The following is an 18,104-nucleotide window of genomic DNA, read 5'->3' on the forward strand; positions in this document are numbered from 1 at the left end:
CCACGGTAACTTGGCATTAGCTTCGCGATCATATAGCTATCGGTGAGGACGCTTAACCCCTATGGCGCTTTTGTGGCGCCACCGACATTTCGGAGGATCAGCATGACGGATCAAAGCGCAACAATAAAAATCGGTGACAAATCGGTCGACCTCGCCGTCAAAAGCGGCACGATCGGTCCAAGCGTCATCGATATCGGTGCCCTCTACAAGAACACCGCTTCCTTCACTTATGATCCGGGCTTCACCTCGACCGCATCCTGTGAATCGAAAATCACCTATATCGATGGCGACGAAGGTGTGTTGCTGCACCGCGGCTACCCGATCGAGCAGCTCGCCGAACATGGCGACTTCCTCGAGGTCTGCTACCTCCTGCTCTACGGCGAACTGCCAACGGCAGCGCAGAAGAAGGACTTCGACTATCGCGTCACGCATCACACCATGGTGCACGAACAGATGAGCCGCTTCTTCACCGGCTTCCGCCGCGATGCGCATCCGATGGCCGTCATGTGCGGCTGCGTCGGCGCGCTGTCGGCCTTCTATCACGACTCGACCGATATCACCGATCCGCACCAGCGCATGGTCGCCAGCCTGCGCATGATCGCCAAGATGCCGACGCTGGCCGCCATGGCCTATAAGTATCACATTGGCCAGCCCTTCGTTTACCCGAAGAACGACCTCGACTACGCGTCGAACTTCCTGCGCATGTGCTTTGCCGTTCCCTGCGAAGAATACGTGGTCAATCCGGTGCTTGCCCGCGCCATGGACCGCATCTTCATTCTGCATGCCGATCACGAGCAGAATGCATCGACCTCGACCGTCCGCCTTGCCGGTTCGTCGGGCGCCAATCCCTTCGCCTGCATCGCGGCCGGCATTGCCTGCCTCTGGGGCCCGGCACATGGCGGCGCCAACGAAGCGGCGCTCAACATGCTGACCGAAATCGGCACGGTCGACCACATCCCGGAATATATCGCCCGCGCCAAGGACAAGAACGATCCGTTCCGCCTGATGGGCTTCGGTCACCGCGTCTACAAGAACTACGATCCGCGCGCCAAGATCATGCAGAAGACGACGCATGAAGTGCTCGGCGAACTCGGCATCAAGGACGATCCGCTGCTCGAAGTGGCAATGGAGCTGGAGCGCATCGCGCTCACCGACGAATATTTCATCGAGAAGAAGCTCTATCCGAACATCGACTTCTATTCCGGCATCACGCTGAAGGCGCTGGGCTTCCCCACGACCATGTTCACCGTGCTCTTCGCGCTCGCCCGCACCGTCGGCTGGATCGCCCAGTGGAACGAGATGATCGAGGATCCGGAACAGCGCATCGGCCGTCCGCGCCAGCTCTATGTCGGCGAACCGAAGCGCGACTACATCCCGGTTTCGAAGCGCTGATCGCTTCAGACCAATCGGCTCAAACGAAAACCCGGTCAGAAACGACCGGGTTTTTTCTTTTTCAGCACGTCGAGAAGCATTTCGGCGGCATGTTCGCCCGGCGGCTTTTCGGTCTGCATGCGCTGCCAGATCAGCTCATAGCCTTCCTTCATCGCCTTAAGCTGGTAAGTATCCGCCGACAGCCTTTCCATCCAGCGGGCGAGGCTTGCGCCGCGAACGATATCGTTCAGATATTCCGGAACGACCGCGTAATCGGCAATCAGGTTGGGAAGCGCGCCCGTCCAGGTCTTGATGCCCGATGTCAGCAGCCGCATGATCCAGTCGACCTTGTAGGCGGAGACGACGGGAACGTCGGCAAGCGCCAGTTCGAGGATGACGGTTCCAGATGCCGCCATGGCTGCATCGGCCTCGACGAAAGCCTTCCACTTCGCCTCTGCGCCGACAACGATCTCCGGCATGACGGCCCATTTCGCCGTCAATTCGCGCACAAGCCCTTCCTTGTGTCTCATCGTCGGCAGGATAAAGCGCATCGGCCCATTACGGGCGACAAGTTCGCTTACCGCCACCTCGAAATGTGGCAGCAGCTTCTGGATTTCCGAGGAACGTGAGCCGGGGAGAAGCAGGATTGTGCCGTTGCCGGGCCGTCTTCCGGCGCGCAGGCGTCGGGTCTCCCGGAGCGCAGGGTCGGCGGTCAGGCGATGCCCCACATAGGTGGTTGCGGGTCCGTCGAGGCGCTGCATTGTCGCCGGTTCGAACGGCAGGACGGCGAGCACGTGATCGACATAGGCAAGCATGCGCTTGGCGCGATATTCCTTCCAGGCCCAGACACTCGGACAGACATAATTGACGACGGGCAAATCCGGCAGCGCCGTGCGGACACGTTTTGCCACGCGATGGGTAAAATCCGGGCTGTCGATGATGAGCAGGATATCAGGCCGTGCGGCGATGATTTCCGCCGTCGTCCGGCGGATCAGGCCAAACAGTTTCGGCAGCCGGCTCAGCACCTGGGTGATGCCCATGATCGACAGCTCGGAGAAATCGAACAGAGATCGCAGGCCCTCCGCCTGCAGCCCCTCGCCGCCGACGCCGACAAGTTCCACCGGTCCGCCATGGATTCGCTTCAGCGCGGCGATGAGGTCGGCGCCGAGAAGATCGCCCGACACCTCACCGGCAATGACGGCAATCTTCAGCGGCGCGCTGTTCATTCCAGCCCCCATCCCGGCAGGTCGCGATCAAGGCCGCAGACGAAAAGCCCGGCCTCGTCGGCGGCGCGGATGACGGCGGCGCGATCGAGGACCAGCGAGCGGCCGGCTTCGACGGCTATGCCGGCAAGGCCGGCTTTGCCGGCGTTCAGCACCGTGGATAGGCCGATCGCCGGCAAGTCGGCGCGAACATCTTGCTGCGGCTTGCAGAGCTTGACGAGCACGCCGCGGCGGCGCGCCGAGATGCGGCCAGCGGCTCGGAGACCCGCGACGCGGTCAAGCATCTCATCGGTGCCCTCAAGACCTTCAAGCGCGACAATGCGCCCGCCGATGCTGACGGCGCCCTGCCCGACATCCAGCCGGCCGAGCGTCTCGGCGGCTTCGGCGGCACGGTTGATATCGCGCCGATCGTCCTCGCCGGGTGCTACGGCGCCGAGCGGACCGACGGAAGCCAAGAGGTCGGGGGCGATCTCATGGGCTCCGACGACGCGTCGGCCGTTTCCCTCGATCAGCCGGATCACCATCTGCAGGACCGTATCGTCGCCGCCGGAGAGCAGGGTGCGGATCGCGGCCGGCACCTTCATCAGAATGCGCAGTGTCGGACGCACCTCGCGCCATTCCGGCCGGCGGCGCACGCTGCCCGACATCACCACGCGGCCGATCCCATAACGATTGAGAAGACCATCGAGGGCGGCGAAATCGCCGATGCCGATAATGGCATGGTCGTAGCCTTCCCAACGTCGGTCGCTTTCGTCCTTCAGGGCAACGATCACAGGATTTTCACCCGCTGCGCGTGCGGCTTCCGCGACATAGGAAGGCAGAAGGCCGCCGCCGGCGATGATCGCCAGCCGGCCCGCCGCGGTGTCGCCTGATAAAGCCACGGACTAGCCCTTCTGACCCCGGGTCGGCGAAGACAGGGCGCGATCGCTATCGGCGGCGATGAAATCCAGGATCTGCATCACCTCTGGGCAATCGGCATATTCCTCGCGGATGGCGGCAGCGTTTTCACGCACGGAGGCCGTTCCCTCGAAGATCGCCTTGTAGGCGCGGCGCACCCTGTGGATGACGGCGCGGTCGATGCCGGCGCGCGTCATGCCGACGACATTGAGGCCGCTCAGCAGTCCGGGATTGCCGTTCAGCATGCCGTAGGGAATGACATCGTAGCTCACTGCCGACAGACCGCCGACGAAGGCCTGGCGGCCGACGCGGGTGAACTGGTGAACGGCCGAACCGCCGCCGAGAATGACGCGATCCTCGATGACAACGTGACCGGCGAGCATGACGTTGTTGGACATGATCACGTGGTTGCCGACCCGGCAGTCATGCGCCACATGCGAATTGGCCAGGAACAGATTGTTGTCGCCGACGATCGTCTGGCCGCCGAAATCGGCCGTGCCGGTGTTCATCGTCACGCCTTCACGGATCGTGCAGTTGGCGCCGACCGAAAGCGTTGTCTCTTCGCCGGCGTGATGCACGCTCTGCGGATCGCCGCCGACCACCGCCATCGGGAAGATGCGCGTGCCCTTGCCGATGACGGTCCGGCCGGTGACGATCGCATGTGACAGCAGCTCGACATTTTCATGCAGGACGACGTGCGGCCCGACATGGCAGAAGGGACCGATCTTCACGCCCTCACCGACCGTGGCCCCGTCTTCGACGACGGCCATCGGGTGAATGCGGGCGCTTTCGGCAATCGTACTCATGCCTGATCCTTACGAACGATCATCGCGCCGATATCGGCCTCGGCGACAAGCGCGCCGTCCACCTTGGCGTCGCAATGGAATTTCCAGATATTGCCGCGCTGCTTGTGCTTCTTGACGTGGAATTCGACGCGATCGCCGGGCACGACCGGCTTGCGGAAGCGCGCATTCTCAATGGTCATGAAGTAGACAAGGTTGCCGGGCTGGCCTTCCTTCTTGGCACAGATCGCACCCGCCGTCTGCGCCATGCCCTCGATCAACAGCACACCCGGCATGATCGGCGACTCCGGAAAATGGCCGGTGAAATGCGGCTCGTTCACAGTGACATTCTTGATGCCGATCGCGGCGTTGTCGCCATCGATCTCGATGATCTTGTCGACCATCAGGAACGGATAGCGATGCGGCAGCAGCTTCATGATCTCGATGATGTCAGCCGAAGAAAGCGTCGTCGTGGCTTCCTCAGTCATTTTCCTTGCCTCCAGGGTTCCGCCCGCGCAACTTGGATTTCGACACTTGTTGCGCCGCCTCTCTCAGATAGTCTTTCAGCGGACGAGCCGGTACGCCGCCATACTGCCCGCCAGCGGCAAGATCGGTCATGATACCGCTTTTGGCAGCGATCTGCACGCCGTCACCGATCGTCACATGGCCCTTGATGCCGGCCTGGCCGCCGATCTGCACGCCATTGCCGATCTTCGTGCTGCCGGCGATGCCGACCTGCGCGACAATGGCGCAATGGCGGCCCATCTGGACGTTGTGGCCGATCTGGACCTGGTTGTCGATCTTGGTCCCCTCGCCGATGACCGTATCGTCCATCGCGCCGCGGTCGATCGTGGTATTGGCGCCGATCTCGACATTATCCTGAATGATCACTCGGCCGATTTGGACGATCTTGATCATGCCGCGCGGACCTGGCGCATAGCCGAAACCGTCCTGGCCGATACGAACGCCGTTGTGGATGATGACGCCGTTGCCGATCAGCGCGCAAAGAATGCTGGCGCCGGCAGCAATCGAACAATCGCGGCCGATCTTGACGCCCGGACCGATAACGGCTTGCGCGCCGATGCGAGTGCCTTGGCCGATTTCGGCATGCGCGCCAATAACCGCCAGTGGCTCGACGATCACGCCTTTTTCCAACTTGGCGCTCGGATCGATCACCGCGCTCGGCGCGATCCCGCTTTCATCCGGTGAAATGGCGACCGGACGCAGCGCTGCCGGGTAGAACAGGCCGCCTGCCATGGCGAAAGCCGCATGCGGATTGGACGACAGGATAATCGGGATGTGCGGAGGTACGAGGTCGGCGAGCGCTTTGTCGCAGATTACCGCCGAAGCCTGGCAGGTCAGCAGCTCGTCCCGGCTGCGGCGCGACAGGATGTAACAGACGTCGCCCGCCTGCGCCCGGTTGATCGGAGCGACGGAGTGGACGATGACATCGGCATGATCGGGATTGGCGAGTTCCGCCCCAAGAAACCCTGCCAGCTCAGCGAGCTTCAGACCTTCATGGGGCAGAAAAAAATAGTTTTGCTCCATCGGCAATGCTCCAGAACGGAATTGAGTCTTACAGTTCCGGACTGCCGATATCAGAATTGGTTGTTGATGCCAAACTTGAAGTTCTGCGTCTTGTCGAAGTCTTCCTTGAGGACCGGGATTGCGTAATCCAGACGCAATGAACCGAAGGGAGACTGCCAGACGACGCCGACGCCGACAGAAGCGCGCAGCGAGGCGTCTTCACCCTCGATGCCGTCACCCCTGAGGTCGACGTCGTTGCCGAACAACGTGCCGGCATCGGCGAAGACCGCGCCGCGCAGATTGAAGTCACGCGGGAAGCCCGGCATCGGGAAGGTTGCTTCGGCCGACGCGGTGAAATACGTCGTGCCACCCAGCGGATCGTCGTTGGTGCCGGCAACGCGCGGGCCGATACCCTTGTTTTCGAAACCGCGAATGTCGCCGTTGGTCAGCGTGAACTGGTCGAAAACGTTCAGATGCTCGCCGAAGCCGACGACATAACCAGCCGAAGCCGAAACCGAGCCGATGATATCGGCGTCGTCAGCGAGGAGGTGGTAGTAACGGGCCTTGCCGTAGATCTTGTAGAACTGCGAGTCTCCGCCGAGACCGGCAATTTCCTGCGTCGCCGTCGCGTAAATGCCTTCGCGCGGCAGGACGGTGTCGTCGAGCGTGTTGTAGGTCAGCGTCTGCGAGATGGAAGACCGCGTCCACGGGCTGTCCTCGACAAGGTGCTGATACGGTGCCGACAGATCGGAAAGATCGTTATTGTCAGCGTCATACTTCATCTGCTTGTAGTTATAGCGGAAGGTCGTCGCCAGATCCTCGGTGATCGGCGCGGTGACGCGCAGGACGACGCTGGTTTCCTCGTAATCGTAGTTGTCGTTGCTCGACGTTTCGCTGTGGTTGACATCGAAGCCCGCCGCCAGACGATAACCGAGGAAGTAGGGCTCGGTGAAGCTGACGCCGTAGGCGCGCGAACCTTCCTGACCGCCGCCGGCCGAGATGCGGATGTACTGGCCGCGACCGAGGAAGTTCTTCTCTTCGATCGACGCTTCGAGCAGCAGACCGTCACCGCCGGCGGCATAACCCGCGCCGACGCCGAACGAACCGGTGGACTGATCCTGCACGTCGACGACCACCACGACACGATCCGGCGAGCTGCCTGGCTGGGTGGAGATATTGACGGAGGAGAAATAGCCGAGCGCTTCGAGGCGGCGCTTAGCCTTGGTGATCATCTGCTGATTGAAGGCGTCGCCTTCGCTCATATCGAATTCGCGGCGGATGACGTAATCGCGCGTGCGGCTGTTGCCGCGGATTTCGATGCGCTCGACATAAGCGCGTTCGCCCTGGTCGACCAGATATTCGACACCGATCGTGTTGTTGTTGAGGTCGCGGTTACCGCGCGGCGTGACGCGCGCGAAGGGATAACCGGCAGAGGCCACCTGATCGGAGATGGCTTCGATCGACTTCTGCACCTCCTTGGCGCTGTAGACATGGCCTTCCTTCGTCCGCACTAGCGGCAGCAGCTGATCCGAGCCGACGCCTTCGACGGTCGACTGAACGGTCACCGGTCCGAAGTCGTAACGCTGACCTTCTTCGATGTTGAAGGTGAGCGTGTACTTGTTGGTTGCCTCGTCGAAGCTTGCATCGGAAGAGACGATGCGCATATCGGCATAGCCGCGATTGTAATAGAACTGACGCAGCGCTTCTTCATCGGCGTGAAGCTTGTCTTCGTTATAGACGTCCTTGCGGGTCAGGAACGAAAGGAAGTTCGAACGCTTGGTATTGATGACAGCAGCCAGACGGCCGGCGCTGTAAGCATTGTTGCCGACGAAATTGATCGAATCGATCTTGGTGCGGTCGCCTTCGTTGATGACGAAGGCGAGATTGACGCGACCTTCGCCGAGCGGCACCACCTGCGTCGTCACCTCGACTTCGCTGCGGCCGGTGGCGGCATAGGCTTCCTTGATCGCCTGGATGTCGGACTGGATCTGCGTATCGCTGTAGGGACCGGCAGCATGAGTCTGGACGATCGTCGCGAGCTTGTCGTCCTTGATCTTGCGATTGCCATTGAAGACGACCTGATTGACGAGCTGGGCCTCCTGGACATTGACGACGAGCGTGCCGCCGGAGACCGAAATCTTGACGTCGGAGAAGTAACCGGTGCCGTAGAGCTGCTTGACCGAGTTATCGATATCGGTGTTCGAAAAACTCTTGCCGGGCGTGATCGTCAGGTTCGACCGAACGGCTTCCGCGCCGACGCGGCTGGCGCCGCGCACATCGATGCGCTGGATGACCGCGGCCTCGGCAGCCGTAGCGGAAACGAACGTCAAAGCGCCTGCGCCCGAAGCAACAACACTAGCAGACAGCGCAACCGCCGATACTGCGTTCAAAAACTTTGAACCAGCCTTCATTTCACCTATTACCTTTTTTCCCTCGTACCCGTCCCCGGGAGAACCCGATTCCGGTCACGTGTGTCGTTTTACCCGCTTTTGACATACAAGCAAGGGAGGGCGTTAATTTCTGTTTACTTCATTTCGAAGCGTGACCCATTCGCCACTACAGCCTTGAAACATCGTAAATAAATAGTAATTCCCTTGCCTTGCGCGTTTACCCTGAGCTCAGGCTTATGTCGTTCCAGGTCGTAAATACCATCAATGTCAGTATCATTGCCAAGCCGATGCGAAACGCGATTTCCTGAGCCTTGGCGCCCAGGGGTCTGCCCCTCACCGCCTCCACCGCATAGAACATCAGGTGGCCGCCATCAAGTACCGGAACGGGCATCAGGTTAAGCAATCCTATCGAAACTGAAAGGGTCGCAGCAAGCTGCAGCACGGCGCCGATACCGAGGCTTGCCATCTGGCCGGACGCCTGCGCCACGCGGATCGGCCCACCCAATTGGTCGGCCCGCATCGATCCGGCGAAAATATTTGCGATATATTTGAAGGTGCCGGTGACGATGCCTGCGCTTTCGATCACGCCTTCCCGCACCGCCTCAAGCGGCGTGTAGTTCCGCAGGCGGAAATTGCCCGCTTCCTTGTTGGTGACGATGCCGATCTGGCCGAGTTCGATCTTGTTGCCGAATTGATCGGTCCGGTCGGTCCGCTGCGGCACCATCGGCACATCGAGCTTCTGGCCGCCGCGCTCGACCGTCACGACGATTTTCTGGCTCGGGCGAATGGCGACATAGCGGCGCACGTCGTCGAAGGTCTCGACCTTGCTGCCGTCGATCGCAACCAAAAGATCGCCGGGAAGGATGCCGGCCGCCGCCGCCGCTCCGCCCGGTGTGACTTCGGCCACGACGGGATCGGCGATCATGCGGCCGTAAACCGAGAAAAGAACCGCGAAAATGGCGATTGCCAGCAGGAAGTTGGCGATCGGGCCGGCGGCGACGGTCGCGGCGCGTTTCCACAGCTTGGCGCCGGCAAAGGAGCGCGCCCTGTCCTCCTCGGACATGGCGGCTACCTTCTCGCTGTCGGGCTTGCTCGAGGCGTCCTCGTCGCCGAAGAAACGAACGTAACCGCCAAGCGGGATCGCCGAAATCTTCCAGCGGGTTCCATGGCGGTCGTTGAAGCCGAATATCTCCGGGCCGAAACCGACCGAAAAGGCGAGAATGCGAATGCCGCTCCAGCGCCCGACCAGATAATGCCCCATCTCATGCACGAAGACGAGCAGCGAGAGCACGAGGATGAAGGTGACGACATTCCCCATCAGAAATGTATATAGGCCGCTCATCACTTCCTTGAGTTCCTTCCGTCAGCCTGCAGTGTCATCAGAGGGCGAACAGTGCCGCGCCAAGAGACGTCATTCCTGCCCCCTTTATCAGCGAAAAAAGCCCAGCAAGCAATAACGCCGAAAAACAGGCGAAAATCAGTCCGTCGACACGATCCATGACGCCGCCATGGCCGGGAATGAGATGGCTTGAATCCTTGACGCCGAATTTTCGCTTGATGAAAGATTCAAACAGATCGCCCGACTGGCTGCAAACCGACAGAACGAGCGCCACGACGGCGGCGATGGCTTCCGCACCCGGCAGAAGAAAATGCATAAGGGCCACACCGGCAACGACCGCCGAAACGGCGCCGCCGATAGCGCCGGACCATGTCTTTCCGGGCGAGATCGACGGGGCGAGCTTTGGCCCGCGAAGAGCCCTGCCGACGAAGTAGGCGAGGATATCGGTCGCCCAGACGACGGCGAAGACGAAGAGCATGGCATAAAGGCCCGGCCGATCGTCGCCTCTGATCGCGGCGAGCGCCACGCTGGTGGCGCCGGCATAAAACAGGCCGGCCGGGAACCAGCGGCTCGTGCCGTGCAGGATGATCAAGGCGATCCCAACGGCGGTCACGCCGGCCAGCATGCCGGCGGCGAACTCGAAATTGCCGACAAGCACCAGGAAAGCGATCGCCGCCTCGCCGATCCAGCCGACGACATTGGCAACCCAGTCACGGGCGACGCCGGTTATTTTCGACCATTCATAATAGATCAATAGACCGATCACGGCCGCCAGGACGCGGAAGGCGAGGCCGCCATACCAGGTGGCGGCAAGAACGATGACTGCGAGAACCAGCCCTGACGCGATGCGCAGTTTCAGTTCCCGCTGCATCAGGTGCCAACCGCGGCTGCCTGCGACGACAGGCCGCCGAAACGCCGGTCGCGGGAGGCGAATTTTTCAAGCGCCGAGCGGAAGATTTCCGGGCTGAAATCCGGCCAATATTCCGGAACGAAGATGAATTCCGAATAAGCGGCCTGCCACAGCAGGAAGTTGGAAAGCCGCTCCTCGCCGCTGGTCCGGATGATGAGATCCGGATCAGGGATACCCGCCGTGTCGAGACGGGCGTCGATCAGCGCAGGCGTGATGTCCTGCGCCCTCAGGCGACCGGCCTCGACGTCCCTGGCCAGGCTCACCACGGCGCGGGAGATTTCATCGCGCGAGCCGTAATTGAAGGCGATGACCAGCGTCAGCGCCGTATTGTCCTTGGTCGTCTCCTCCGCTTCTAGCAGCAGGCCGAGGATATCGCTGCGCAGGCTGTGGCGATCGCCAATCACCCTGATGCGCACATTCTGGCGATGCAACTCGGCCAGGTCACGGCGGATGAAAGCCTTGAGCAGACCGAGCAGATCGGAGACTTCAGCCTCGGGCCGGCGCCAGTTCTCCGAGGAGAAGGCAAAGAGGGTCAGATATTTTATGCCAGCCGCGCCGGCCGCGCGCACTGTCTCGCGCACAGCCTCGACGCCCTTGCGATGGCCCATCGTGCGCGGCAGACCACGCTGCTTGGCCCAGCGGCCATTGCCATCCATGATGATGGCAACATGCTCTGGCACAGTCAAAAATACAGATTCCGACATTTCCCGTCCGGTCTTTCCAGGCAAAGGCACAGATCCACTAGACCTGCATGATTTCCTTTTCCTTCTCGCCAAGCAAGCGGTCGATTTCGGAAATCGTCTCGTCGGTCATCTTCTGTACGCGTTCCGACTGTGCACGGCTCTCGTCCTGGCCGATTACGCCATCCTTTTCGGCTTTCTTGAGGCCATCCATGCCGTCGCGGCGGACATGGCGAATCGCGACCTTGCTCTTTTCGGCATAGTCGTGAGCCACCTTGACGAGCGATTTGCGACGCTCCTCGTTCAACTCCGGCAGCGGGATGCGAAGGCTCTGGCCGTCGACAATCGGGTTGAGGCCAAGGTTGGATTCGCGGATGCCGCGTTCGACGGCGCTGACCATCGACTTGTCCCAGACGGAAACAGTCAGCATACGCGGCTCGGGCACGGTGATGTTGGCGACCTGGTTCAGCGGCACGCGCGAACCATAGGCCTCGATCGTCACCGGATCGAGGATGTTGGCCGAGGCACGGCCGGTGCGCAGCGATGCGATGTCGCTCTTGAATGCGGAAACCGCGCCATCCATGCGGCGCTTCAGTTCCTTGATATCGATACCTTGACTCATGTTGATGCTCCCGTCTCAAGCATGATGCCGAAAAGCGTCAGCGGTTTCGGACACCATCATGCTCTAACTATCAATTGTCGGAGACGATGGTCTTGAGGCCATCGCCCTTCAAGATTTCGGCAAAACCGCCCTTCTCGTGGATCGAGAAGACGATGATCGGAATGGAATTCTCTCTGGCGAGCGCCACAGCGGCAACGTCCATCACCGCAAGCCCTCTGTCCAGCACTTCCTGGTGCGTCAGACGATCAAACCGCGTCGCGTCGGGATATTTCTTCGGGTCGGCGCTATAGATGCCGTCGACCTGCGTGCCCTTGAAGATGGCTTGCGCACCCATTTCGGCGGCGCGGAGTGCCGCGGCGGAATCGGTGGTGAAGAAGGGGTTTCCGGTGCCGCCGGCAAAGATCACCACGCGTCCCATTGACAGATGATAGAGGGTCGCGCGCTGCGAAAAGCTCTCGCAGATCTCCGGCATGGAGATGGCCGAAAGCACCACCGTGTCGATGTTGAGCTTGCGCAGCGAGGTCGCCAGCGCCAGCGCGTTGATGATGGTGCCGAGCATGCCCATATGGTCGCCGGTCACCCGGTCGCCGCCCTTTGATGCCACCGCGACACCACGGAAGATATTGCCGCCACCGACGACGACGCCGACTTCCACGCCCATATGCCTTGCCTCGGCGATATCCGATGCAATGCGGTCCGCCACCGCGACATCGATCCCGAAACCCTGAGCACCCATGAGCGCTTCGCCGGAAGCCTTGAGCAGAACGCGTTTATAGACAGGCTCTAAAGACATCTTGGCTCCTCGTAAATTGCCGTGAATGCCCGATACACGAAGGGCACCGCGTTGTCACGCGATGCCCTTCTTGTTTTCCCAATTATGGCTGGAAGATCAACCCTTGACGGCAGCCGCGACTTCGGCTGCGAAATCGGTCTCTTCCTTCTCGACGCCTTCGCCGAGCAGAAGACGGGCCATGCCGGCAACTTCGATCGGAGCGCCGACGGCCTTTTCAGCTTCCTTGACGGCAACTGCGACGGTCAGGTCAGGATTGATGACGAAAGCCTGCGACAGAAGGGCGACTTCCTCGAAGAACTTGCGCATGCGGCCTTCCACCATCTTCTCGATGATGTTGTCCGGCTTGCCGGAAGCGCGCGACTGCTCGATGAAGACGTTGCGCTCGCGCTCGGCGACGGCGGCATCGACTTCCTCCGGGCGGATCGCCAGCGGCGCGGTCGCGGCAATATGCATGGCGACCTGACGGCCGATTGCGTTCAGGGCTTCCTTGTCGCCGGTCGACTTCAGCGCGACGAGAACGCCAAGCTTGCCGAGACCGTCGGAAACGGCATTGTGGATATAGGTGGCAACAACGCCGTCCTCGACGGAGAGAGCGACCGAGCGGCGCAGGTTCATATTCTCGCCGATCGTTGCGATCGCATCCTTGATCGTGTCGGAAACCGACTTGCCGGATGCCGGGTAGGTCGCGGCCGCAACGGCCTCGACGCTGCCGTTCGTGGAAACGGCGACCTTGGCGATGCCGCGGACGAGATCCTGGAAGGCGTCGTTGCGGGCGACGAAGTCGGTTTCGGAGTTGACTTCGACAACGACGGCTTTGGTGCCTTCGCTCGAAACGCCGATGAGGCCTTCGGCAGCGGTACGGCCAGACTTCTTGTCGGCCTTGGCGATGCCCTTGGCGCGCAGCCAGTCGATCGCCGCTTCCATGTCGCCATTGGTTTCGGCAAGCGCCTTCTTGCAGTCCATCATGCCTGCGCCGGTCTTTTCGCGCAGTTCCTTCACCATTGCAGCCGTAATCTCGCTCATTATCTTCCTCTTGTCGGTTCAAACGGTGGGCCGCAAAGCGCGGCGCGGCACCGGATTGAGGCACGAAATGTACCTGTATGTATGACAGCGTGATGAAGACGCGTCATAACGAAAACTTATCTGGCGAAGGATGACGCCTCCGCCCTGAAACAGGTAAGGCCGCCGAACTTCGATGAGTCGCGAGCGGCCTTCCCCAGTCCATGCAAGCTTTGGCGGAGTTTTCGATCCGCCCGCTTTCATCAGCCTTCGGCTGCTTCTTCGAGAGCCGGCTCGACCGGAACTTCGGAGGATGCGCCGAGATCACGGCCGGAAGAGCTCTGCTGACGCGCGATGCCGTCGATGGCAGCGCGGGAGATCAGCTCGCAGTAAAGAGCGATTGCGCGCGATGCGTCGTCGTTGCCCGGGATCGGATAGTCGATCAGGTCGGGATCGCAGTTCGAGTCGATGATGGCGACAACCGGGATGCCGAGGCGCTTGGCTTCGTCGATCGCGATCTTTTCCTTGTTGGTGTCGATGATGAACATCAGGTCGGGGGTGCCGCCCATATCGCGGATACCGCCGAGAGCCTTGTCGAGCTTTTCACGCTCGCGCTCTAGGTTCAGACGTTCCTTCTTGGTGAAGCCCTGGGCTTCGCCGCCGAGGATCTCATCGAGCTTGCGCAGGCGCTGGATCGAGTTGGAGATCGTCTTCCAGTTCGTCATCATGCCGCCGAGCCAGCGCGAGTTGACGTAGTACTGGGCCGAGCGCTTGGCGCTGTCGGCGATGATCTCGGACGCCTGGCGCTTGGTGCCGACGAAGAGAACGCGACCGCCGCGAGCAACGGTGTCGCTGACGACCTGAAGGGCGCGCGACAGCATCGGAACGGTCTGGGCCAAATCGATGATGTGAATGTTATTCCGATCGCCGAAGATGTACGGCTTCATCTTCGGGTTCCAGCGGTGCGTCTGGTGGCCGAAGTGGACGCCTGCCTCAAGAAGCTGGCGCATAGAGAAATCGGGCAATGCCATGCCTTTTTATCCTTTTCCGGTTGAACCTCCGCAAGGCGAACAGCATCCTCTTCGAAGATGCCACCGGGCGGAACAGCCCGGATTTCTCCCGGACGGCCCCATGCCTTACGTGTGGAATGCCGGTGCCCTTACATCCCGTTCGGCATAAAAGCAAGGAAAACATTCCATTCAGCACAAAAACAAGGATTCCGCCGCGCGACACGATGCTTGCCCTGCCCTGCAGATGCCGCCGCTCAGCTTGCCGGTGTCGACAGCAGCGACAGCATGACGCCTGCATCCGGCATCGGCAGAATGGCGTCGACCTCGGCCGGCAGCATGCTGCCGATGGCGCTGTCGGCATCGCCGGTCGCTGTCCCCAAGGGACCGCGGAAGCCGTGTTTGGCCCAGGCAAGTTCCTGCAGCCGCGGGCTGGTCAGAGCCTCGATCAGCCGGTTTGCGTTCTCGTCGACGACGATCAGCGGATGCGCGGAATAGACGGTCGGACGCGGATAGAGCACCACCGGCTTTGCACCCGTGCTCGACTTGATGCGATCCCAGCGGGTGGGATCGGCGAGGATCCATTCAACCAGCTGATTCTCATAGCCGACAATCATCGGCTCGCCGCCGAGCCCGCCGGCCAGGTACTGGTCGAAAAGCTTTCCCGACGACGGCGATTTGAAGCCCATGTTGCGGAAGATCGCCTGCACCTTGCCGCCGAACGCGGCGAGATCGGCCGATGTCGCGACATTGCCGCTGAAAAGGCTGAGCACCAGGCCCGCGAACATGAAGCCGGAATTGGAGCGGTTGGGATCGGTCGAGACGATGCGGGCGCGGCCATAGAGCGAATTGACGCCGAGCTTCGACCAGTCGGCGCCGGCAAGAATCGCATCGAGCAGCGCCTTCAGATCGAGCTGATGATGACCTTCGCCGGTCACCGTCACCAGTCCGGCCTTCATCAGCCCGTCGACCACGGGCTGCCAGGAATAGACGACGATGGGCGTATTCAGCACGACGCGGTCGTTGCGGATACCGATGCCGTTCTGCCGTGCGATATCGACCATGATCGAAGAGGACGGCCACAGAAATTGCGGATGCTGCGACAGCAGCGCCTGTTCGCGCACCATCTCGACGGAGCCGGCGACGCGGCTATCCATCGTCACTCCGTAGGCGCCGAGCGCGCTGATGACGTCGGGATCGGCGAGGAAGGCCTCCTTCTCGCCGCCGACGAAGCCAAACAGCGTTGTGCGGCTGCCCAGCAGGCCCTGCCATTCCGGGCGGTCCCTGACGGCGAAATAACCGCCGGTGCCGGCGATTCCCGCTCCGAGCAGTCCCACTCCAAAGGCGCGACGAGAAAGGGCCATCAGCGTCCGATATCCTCTTTGAGCGATGCCTGGATCAGGCGCAGATCAGTGTCGAGCGTGCCGAGTTCCTCGTCGACGAGGCTGTCGGCGTAATGAACGAAGGCCTCTTCGAGCTTCACCAGAACGCCGCGCACCTCCCCCAACTGCTTCGGGTCGGGAACGCGTTTGGCTTCGATCACGGCAAACCCTTCCGCCACCTCGGCGGCGCGCGGCAGATAATAGGAGAGAAACCGGCGCACGGCATTGGCGCTTTCGGGCTTGGCCTCGACCTTGCGAAAGACGTCGGCGGCGATCTCGGCAAGGTGCCGGACAGCCTTCGCCGCCGGCTTGTCGGCGATCGCATCGGCGGCGCTCTCCAGCCTTTCAGCAAAGGGAACGGCCGCCTCCAGGAGGTCGCGGGCAAAGGCGACGCGCCCGCTGCCGATGCGCTTCAAATCGAGTCCTTCGAACAACCGGCGCGGCGCCAGCAGACTGACGAGCCCGGCAAAGACCAGAAGGGCGATGATAGCGGCAATCCAGAAGGGCATGCCGGCGACAAAGCTCAACAGCGGTACGGTGATGGCCGCCGCCAGTCCCGCCACGATCCAGTTGCCGTCATTGCCGAGCCAGTTGCGCATGCCTGTCCTAATTATAACCGCGCGCGGTACGGAAGGCGGTGGCGAGATCCGAACCGCCGTCGAATACGCGCGCCGAGGTCTGCTTGGCAAGGGTGTCGAGCTGGTTCTTGTCGGCGTCGCCGAATGTGATGCCGAAGATCGGTACACGCGGCTCGATCGTGTTCCACTCGCTCATGAAGGCCTGGCTTTGATCATCGGACCTGCCGTCGGTCATGATGACGATGGCCGGCAGATAGGTCGAGAGCCTGTCGGTTCTGGCGATCTGCTGCAAAGCCCGTTCGGCGCAGGCATACATGTTGGTACCGCCATTCGCCTTCTGCCTGGAAACCTCGTTCAGCAGCCCCTCCTGCTCCAGGGGATTTCCGCTTGCCGTGAACATGTTGCGCACGCTGCTGTCGAAGGGAATGACGATGATCTGGTCGGCCGGCGACCATTGCACCAGCACCCTGCTCGCCTCATCAGGCGTCAGCAGGAAACGCATCGCCTTCTGCAGCTGGTCCTCGCCGTTCCCCTGCATCGAGCCGGAAAAATCGAGGCAGAGGGCGGTCAGCGACGGTTTGCGCAGCGCTGCCTGATAAAGGGTGAGCGCCTGACGGATGACGCCCGGCTCCGGCATGCGGATCGCCGTCACCAGCCGGGTCGGATCGAAATTCCAGTTTGGTTCCGGTTTTGGGGCGACGCCGGTCAGCGGAATACGTCGGCCGGTATCGGCAACGCGTTGCTGCACCGGGCCTGAGCGGAGATAGGTCAGCAGATCGTTGAAGAAGGTCTGGACCTCGGGCCCGCGGCCATGATCGACGAAGCCGATCGGCGAATCCGCCATAGCCACGCCATCGGCCGGATAGATCGCGTAAAGCGGCTCCTGCGACAGGGCGGCAAGTTTGTCGTTGGTTTCCTTCAGCACCGCCTCGTAATTCCACATCGCGTCGTAGAGCGTGCCCTTGCCGGCGGAATCGACGTAGAGATCGGCAAGCCAGCCGGAGGAGCCGGACGAGCGCACAACACCTGAAAGCAGCGCCCGGACGCTGTCCTGAACGTTTTTGTCGTCGAGATCGCCCGGTTCGATTACCGGCTTGTTGCCGAGTGCGCTCGACAGCATGGCGAGATAGGCGCTGGCGCCCGAATTCGATTGTGTCGCCGAGGTCATCAGGAACCTCAGCGATCCATTTTCGACTGCAGCGAGAATGTCCTTCATGAAGACATCCTTGCCGATCCAGCCGAGCTGCTCGGCCTTCGACCTGCGCACCCCCAATACCACCGGCGTCTGCGCAATCGAGGTCAGGTTCTTGACGCGGCGCCTGGTGTCGAACATGTCGACCCAGACGCTCGAGGCCGGCCAGACCGCATCCTGGGCGACGCCCTCGTCGCTCTGCAGCGCCAGGCCGATATCGAGCGTGCCTTCGTATTTGAAGGTACAGATGGCATTCTTCTGATTGCAGAATTCCTCGACGATCGGCTGGAGGACGGTGTTTTCCGAGCCCGACACGATCGAGAACTCCGGCCCCTGGCCGAAGGGATTGCAGCCAGCAAGGGGGAGAGCGGCAAGAAGTGCCAGGCCCGAAAGCAGCGCTCGCATCGTCATC

The 18,104-nt window shown here is 61.5% G+C and carries 17 protein-coding genes; 1 reads left to right on the forward strand and 16 read right to left on the reverse strand.

What is annotated here, in order from left to right; translation table 11 throughout:
• Window positions 1-102: 102 nt before the first annotated feature.
• Window positions 103-1,392, forward strand: coding sequence for a citrate synthase (gene gltA, locus EFD56_RS14130; protein WP_004678636.1), 1,290 nt, complete (start codon window positions 103-105; stop codon window positions 1,390-1,392).
• 35 nt (window positions 1,393-1,427) lie between these two features.
• Here gltA and lpxB read toward each other — a convergent pair whose 3' ends face one another.
• From lpxB to EFD56_RS14210, 16 genes are all read right to left on the reverse strand, one after another.
• Window positions 1,428-2,597, reverse strand: coding sequence for a lipid-A-disaccharide synthase (gene lpxB, locus EFD56_RS14135; protein ID WP_126905572.1), 1,170 nt, complete (start codon window positions 2,595-2,597; stop codon window positions 1,428-1,430).
• The gene (locus EFD56_RS14140) at window positions 2,594-3,475 is read right to left on the reverse strand and encodes an LpxI family protein (RefSeq protein ID WP_037138587.1); all 882 of its coding nucleotides are present in this window, start codon (window positions 3,473-3,475) and stop codon (window positions 2,594-2,596) included. Before EFD56_RS14140 ends, lpxB begins: the two co-directional genes overlap by 4 nt.
• Window positions 3,476-3,478: 3 nt before the next feature.
• On the reverse strand, window positions 3,479-4,297 hold the full coding sequence (lpxA, locus tag EFD56_RS14145) for an acyl-ACP--UDP-N-acetylglucosamine O-acyltransferase (RefSeq protein ID WP_004678632.1): 819 nt from the start codon (window positions 4,295-4,297) through the stop codon (window positions 3,479-3,481).
• A complete protein-coding gene (fabZ, locus tag EFD56_RS14150) occupies window positions 4,294-4,761 on the reverse strand; it encodes a 3-hydroxyacyl-ACP dehydratase FabZ (protein ID WP_004678630.1) in 468 nt (155 codons plus the stop codon). The genes lpxA and fabZ overlap by 4 nt, the downstream gene beginning before the upstream one ends.
• A complete protein-coding gene (gene lpxD / locus EFD56_RS14155) occupies window positions 4,754-5,821 on the reverse strand; it encodes a UDP-3-O-(3-hydroxymyristoyl)glucosamine N-acyltransferase (RefSeq protein ID WP_064827494.1) in 1,068 nt (355 codons plus the stop codon). The genes fabZ and lpxD overlap by 8 nt, the downstream gene beginning before the upstream one ends.
• A 50-nt stretch (window positions 5,822-5,871) precedes the next feature.
• On the reverse strand, window positions 5,872-8,211 hold the full coding sequence (gene bamA, locus EFD56_RS14160; RefSeq protein WP_016732951.1) for an outer membrane protein assembly factor BamA: 2,340 nt from the start codon (window positions 8,209-8,211) through the stop codon (window positions 5,872-5,874).
• Between the two features lie 196 nt (window positions 8,212-8,407).
• The gene (rseP, locus tag EFD56_RS14165; RefSeq protein WP_064818156.1) at window positions 8,408-9,532 is read right to left on the reverse strand and encodes an RIP metalloprotease RseP; all 1,125 of its coding nucleotides are present in this window, start codon (window positions 9,530-9,532) and stop codon (window positions 8,408-8,410) included.
• Between the two features lie 37 nt (window positions 9,533-9,569).
• On the reverse strand, window positions 9,570-10,400 hold the full coding sequence (locus tag EFD56_RS14170) for a phosphatidate cytidylyltransferase (RefSeq protein ID WP_016732949.1): 831 nt from the start codon (window positions 10,398-10,400) through the stop codon (window positions 9,570-9,572).
• Window positions 10,400-11,143 carry an isoprenyl transferase gene (locus EFD56_RS14175; protein WP_037138581.1) on the reverse strand — a complete coding sequence of 248 codons (744 nt, stop codon included), beginning with the start codon at window positions 11,141-11,143 and terminating at the stop codon, window positions 10,400-10,402. Before EFD56_RS14175 ends, EFD56_RS14170 begins: the two co-directional genes overlap by 1 nt.
• Window positions 11,144-11,180: 37 nt before the next feature.
• Window positions 11,181-11,741 carry a ribosome recycling factor gene (gene frr / locus EFD56_RS14180; protein WP_085742443.1) on the reverse strand — a complete coding sequence of 187 codons (561 nt, stop codon included), beginning with the start codon at window positions 11,739-11,741 and terminating at the stop codon, window positions 11,181-11,183.
• A 70-nt stretch (window positions 11,742-11,811) separates the two neighbouring features.
• Window positions 11,812-12,534, reverse strand: coding sequence for a UMP kinase (pyrH, locus tag EFD56_RS14185; RefSeq protein WP_004678616.1), 723 nt, complete (start codon window positions 12,532-12,534; stop codon window positions 11,812-11,814).
• Between the two features lie 96 nt (window positions 12,535-12,630).
• Window positions 12,631-13,557, reverse strand: coding sequence for a translation elongation factor Ts (gene tsf / locus EFD56_RS14190; RefSeq protein ID WP_126905573.1), 927 nt, complete (start codon window positions 13,555-13,557; stop codon window positions 12,631-12,633).
• Window positions 13,558-13,796: 239 nt separating this feature from the next.
• Window positions 13,797-14,564, reverse strand: a complete 768-nt coding sequence (gene rpsB / locus EFD56_RS14195) for a 30S ribosomal protein S2 (protein ID WP_008526906.1) — start codon at window positions 14,562-14,564, stop codon at window positions 13,797-13,799.
• A gap of 233 nt (window positions 14,565-14,797) precedes the next feature.
• Entirely contained in the window at window positions 14,798-15,904 is a 1,107-nt protein-coding gene (locus tag EFD56_RS14200) for a type 2 periplasmic-binding domain-containing protein (protein ID WP_085742442.1), read from the reverse strand.
• Window positions 15,904-16,521: a 5-bromo-4-chloroindolyl phosphate hydrolysis family protein gene (locus EFD56_RS14205; RefSeq protein ID WP_085742441.1), complete on the reverse strand. Its 618-nt coding sequence runs from the start codon at window positions 16,519-16,521 to the stop codon at window positions 15,904-15,906. The genes EFD56_RS14200 and EFD56_RS14205 overlap by 1 nt, the downstream gene beginning before the upstream one ends.
• A gap of 7 nt (window positions 16,522-16,528) precedes the next feature.
• Complete coding sequence (locus EFD56_RS14210; protein WP_085743626.1) at window positions 16,529-18,097, reverse strand: substrate-binding domain-containing protein; 1,569 nt, start codon at window positions 18,095-18,097, stop codon at window positions 16,529-16,531.
• Window positions 18,098-18,104: the final 7 nt, after the last annotated feature.

The sequence above is a fragment of the Rhizobium phaseoli genome (genome assembly GCF_003985125.1).
Classification (GTDB): Bacteria; Pseudomonadota; Alphaproteobacteria; order Rhizobiales; family Rhizobiaceae; genus Rhizobium; species Rhizobium phaseoli.

Coding starts and splice junctions, on each gene's coding strand:
- gltA (WP_004678636.1), top strand. CDS start 103: ATGACGGATCAAAGCGCAACAATAAAAATCGGTGACAAATCGGTCGAC.
- lpxB (WP_126905572.1), bottom strand. CDS start 2,597: ATGAACAGCGCGCCGCTGAAGATTGCCGTCATTGCCGGTGAGGTGTCG.
- lpxA (WP_004678632.1), bottom strand. CDS start 4,297: ATGAGTACGATTGCCGAAAGCGCCCGCATTCACCCGATGGCCGTCGTC.
- fabZ (WP_004678630.1), bottom strand. CDS start 4,761: ATGACTGAGGAAGCCACGACGACGCTTTCTTCGGCTGACATCATCGAG.
- lpxD (WP_064827494.1), bottom strand. CDS start 5,821: ATGGAGCAAAACTATTTTTTTCTGCCCCATGAAGGTCTGAAGCTCGCT.
- bamA (WP_016732951.1), bottom strand. CDS start 8,211: ATGAAGGCTGGTTCAAAGTTTTTGAACGCAGTATCGGCGGTTGCGCTG.
- rseP (WP_064818156.1), bottom strand. CDS start 9,532: ATGAGCGGCCTATATACATTTCTGATGGGGAATGTCGTCACCTTCATC.
- EFD56_RS14170 (WP_016732949.1), bottom strand. CDS start 10,400: ATGCAGCGGGAACTGAAACTGCGCATCGCGTCAGGGCTGGTTCTCGCA.
- EFD56_RS14175 (WP_037138581.1), bottom strand. CDS start 11,143: ATGTCGGAATCTGTATTTTTGACTGTGCCAGAGCATGTTGCCATCATC.
- frr (WP_085742443.1), bottom strand. CDS start 11,741: ATGAGTCAAGGTATCGATATCAAGGAACTGAAGCGCCGCATGGATGGC.
- pyrH (WP_004678616.1), bottom strand. CDS start 12,534: ATGTCTTTAGAGCCTGTCTATAAACGCGTTCTGCTCAAGGCTTCCGGC.
- tsf (WP_126905573.1), bottom strand. CDS start 13,557: ATGAGCGAGATTACGGCTGCAATGGTGAAGGAACTGCGCGAAAAGACC.
- rpsB (WP_008526906.1), bottom strand. CDS start 14,564: ATGGCATTGCCCGATTTCTCTATGCGCCAGCTTCTTGAGGCAGGCGTC.
- EFD56_RS14200 (WP_085742442.1), bottom strand. CDS start 15,904: ATGGCCCTTTCTCGTCGCGCCTTTGGAGTGGGACTGCTCGGAGCGGGA.
- EFD56_RS14205 (WP_085742441.1), bottom strand. CDS start 16,521: ATGCGCAACTGGCTCGGCAATGACGGCAACTGGATCGTGGCGGGACTG.
- EFD56_RS14210 (WP_085743626.1), bottom strand. CDS start 18,097: ATGCGAGCGCTGCTTTCGGGCCTGGCACTTCTTGCCGCTCTCCCCCTT.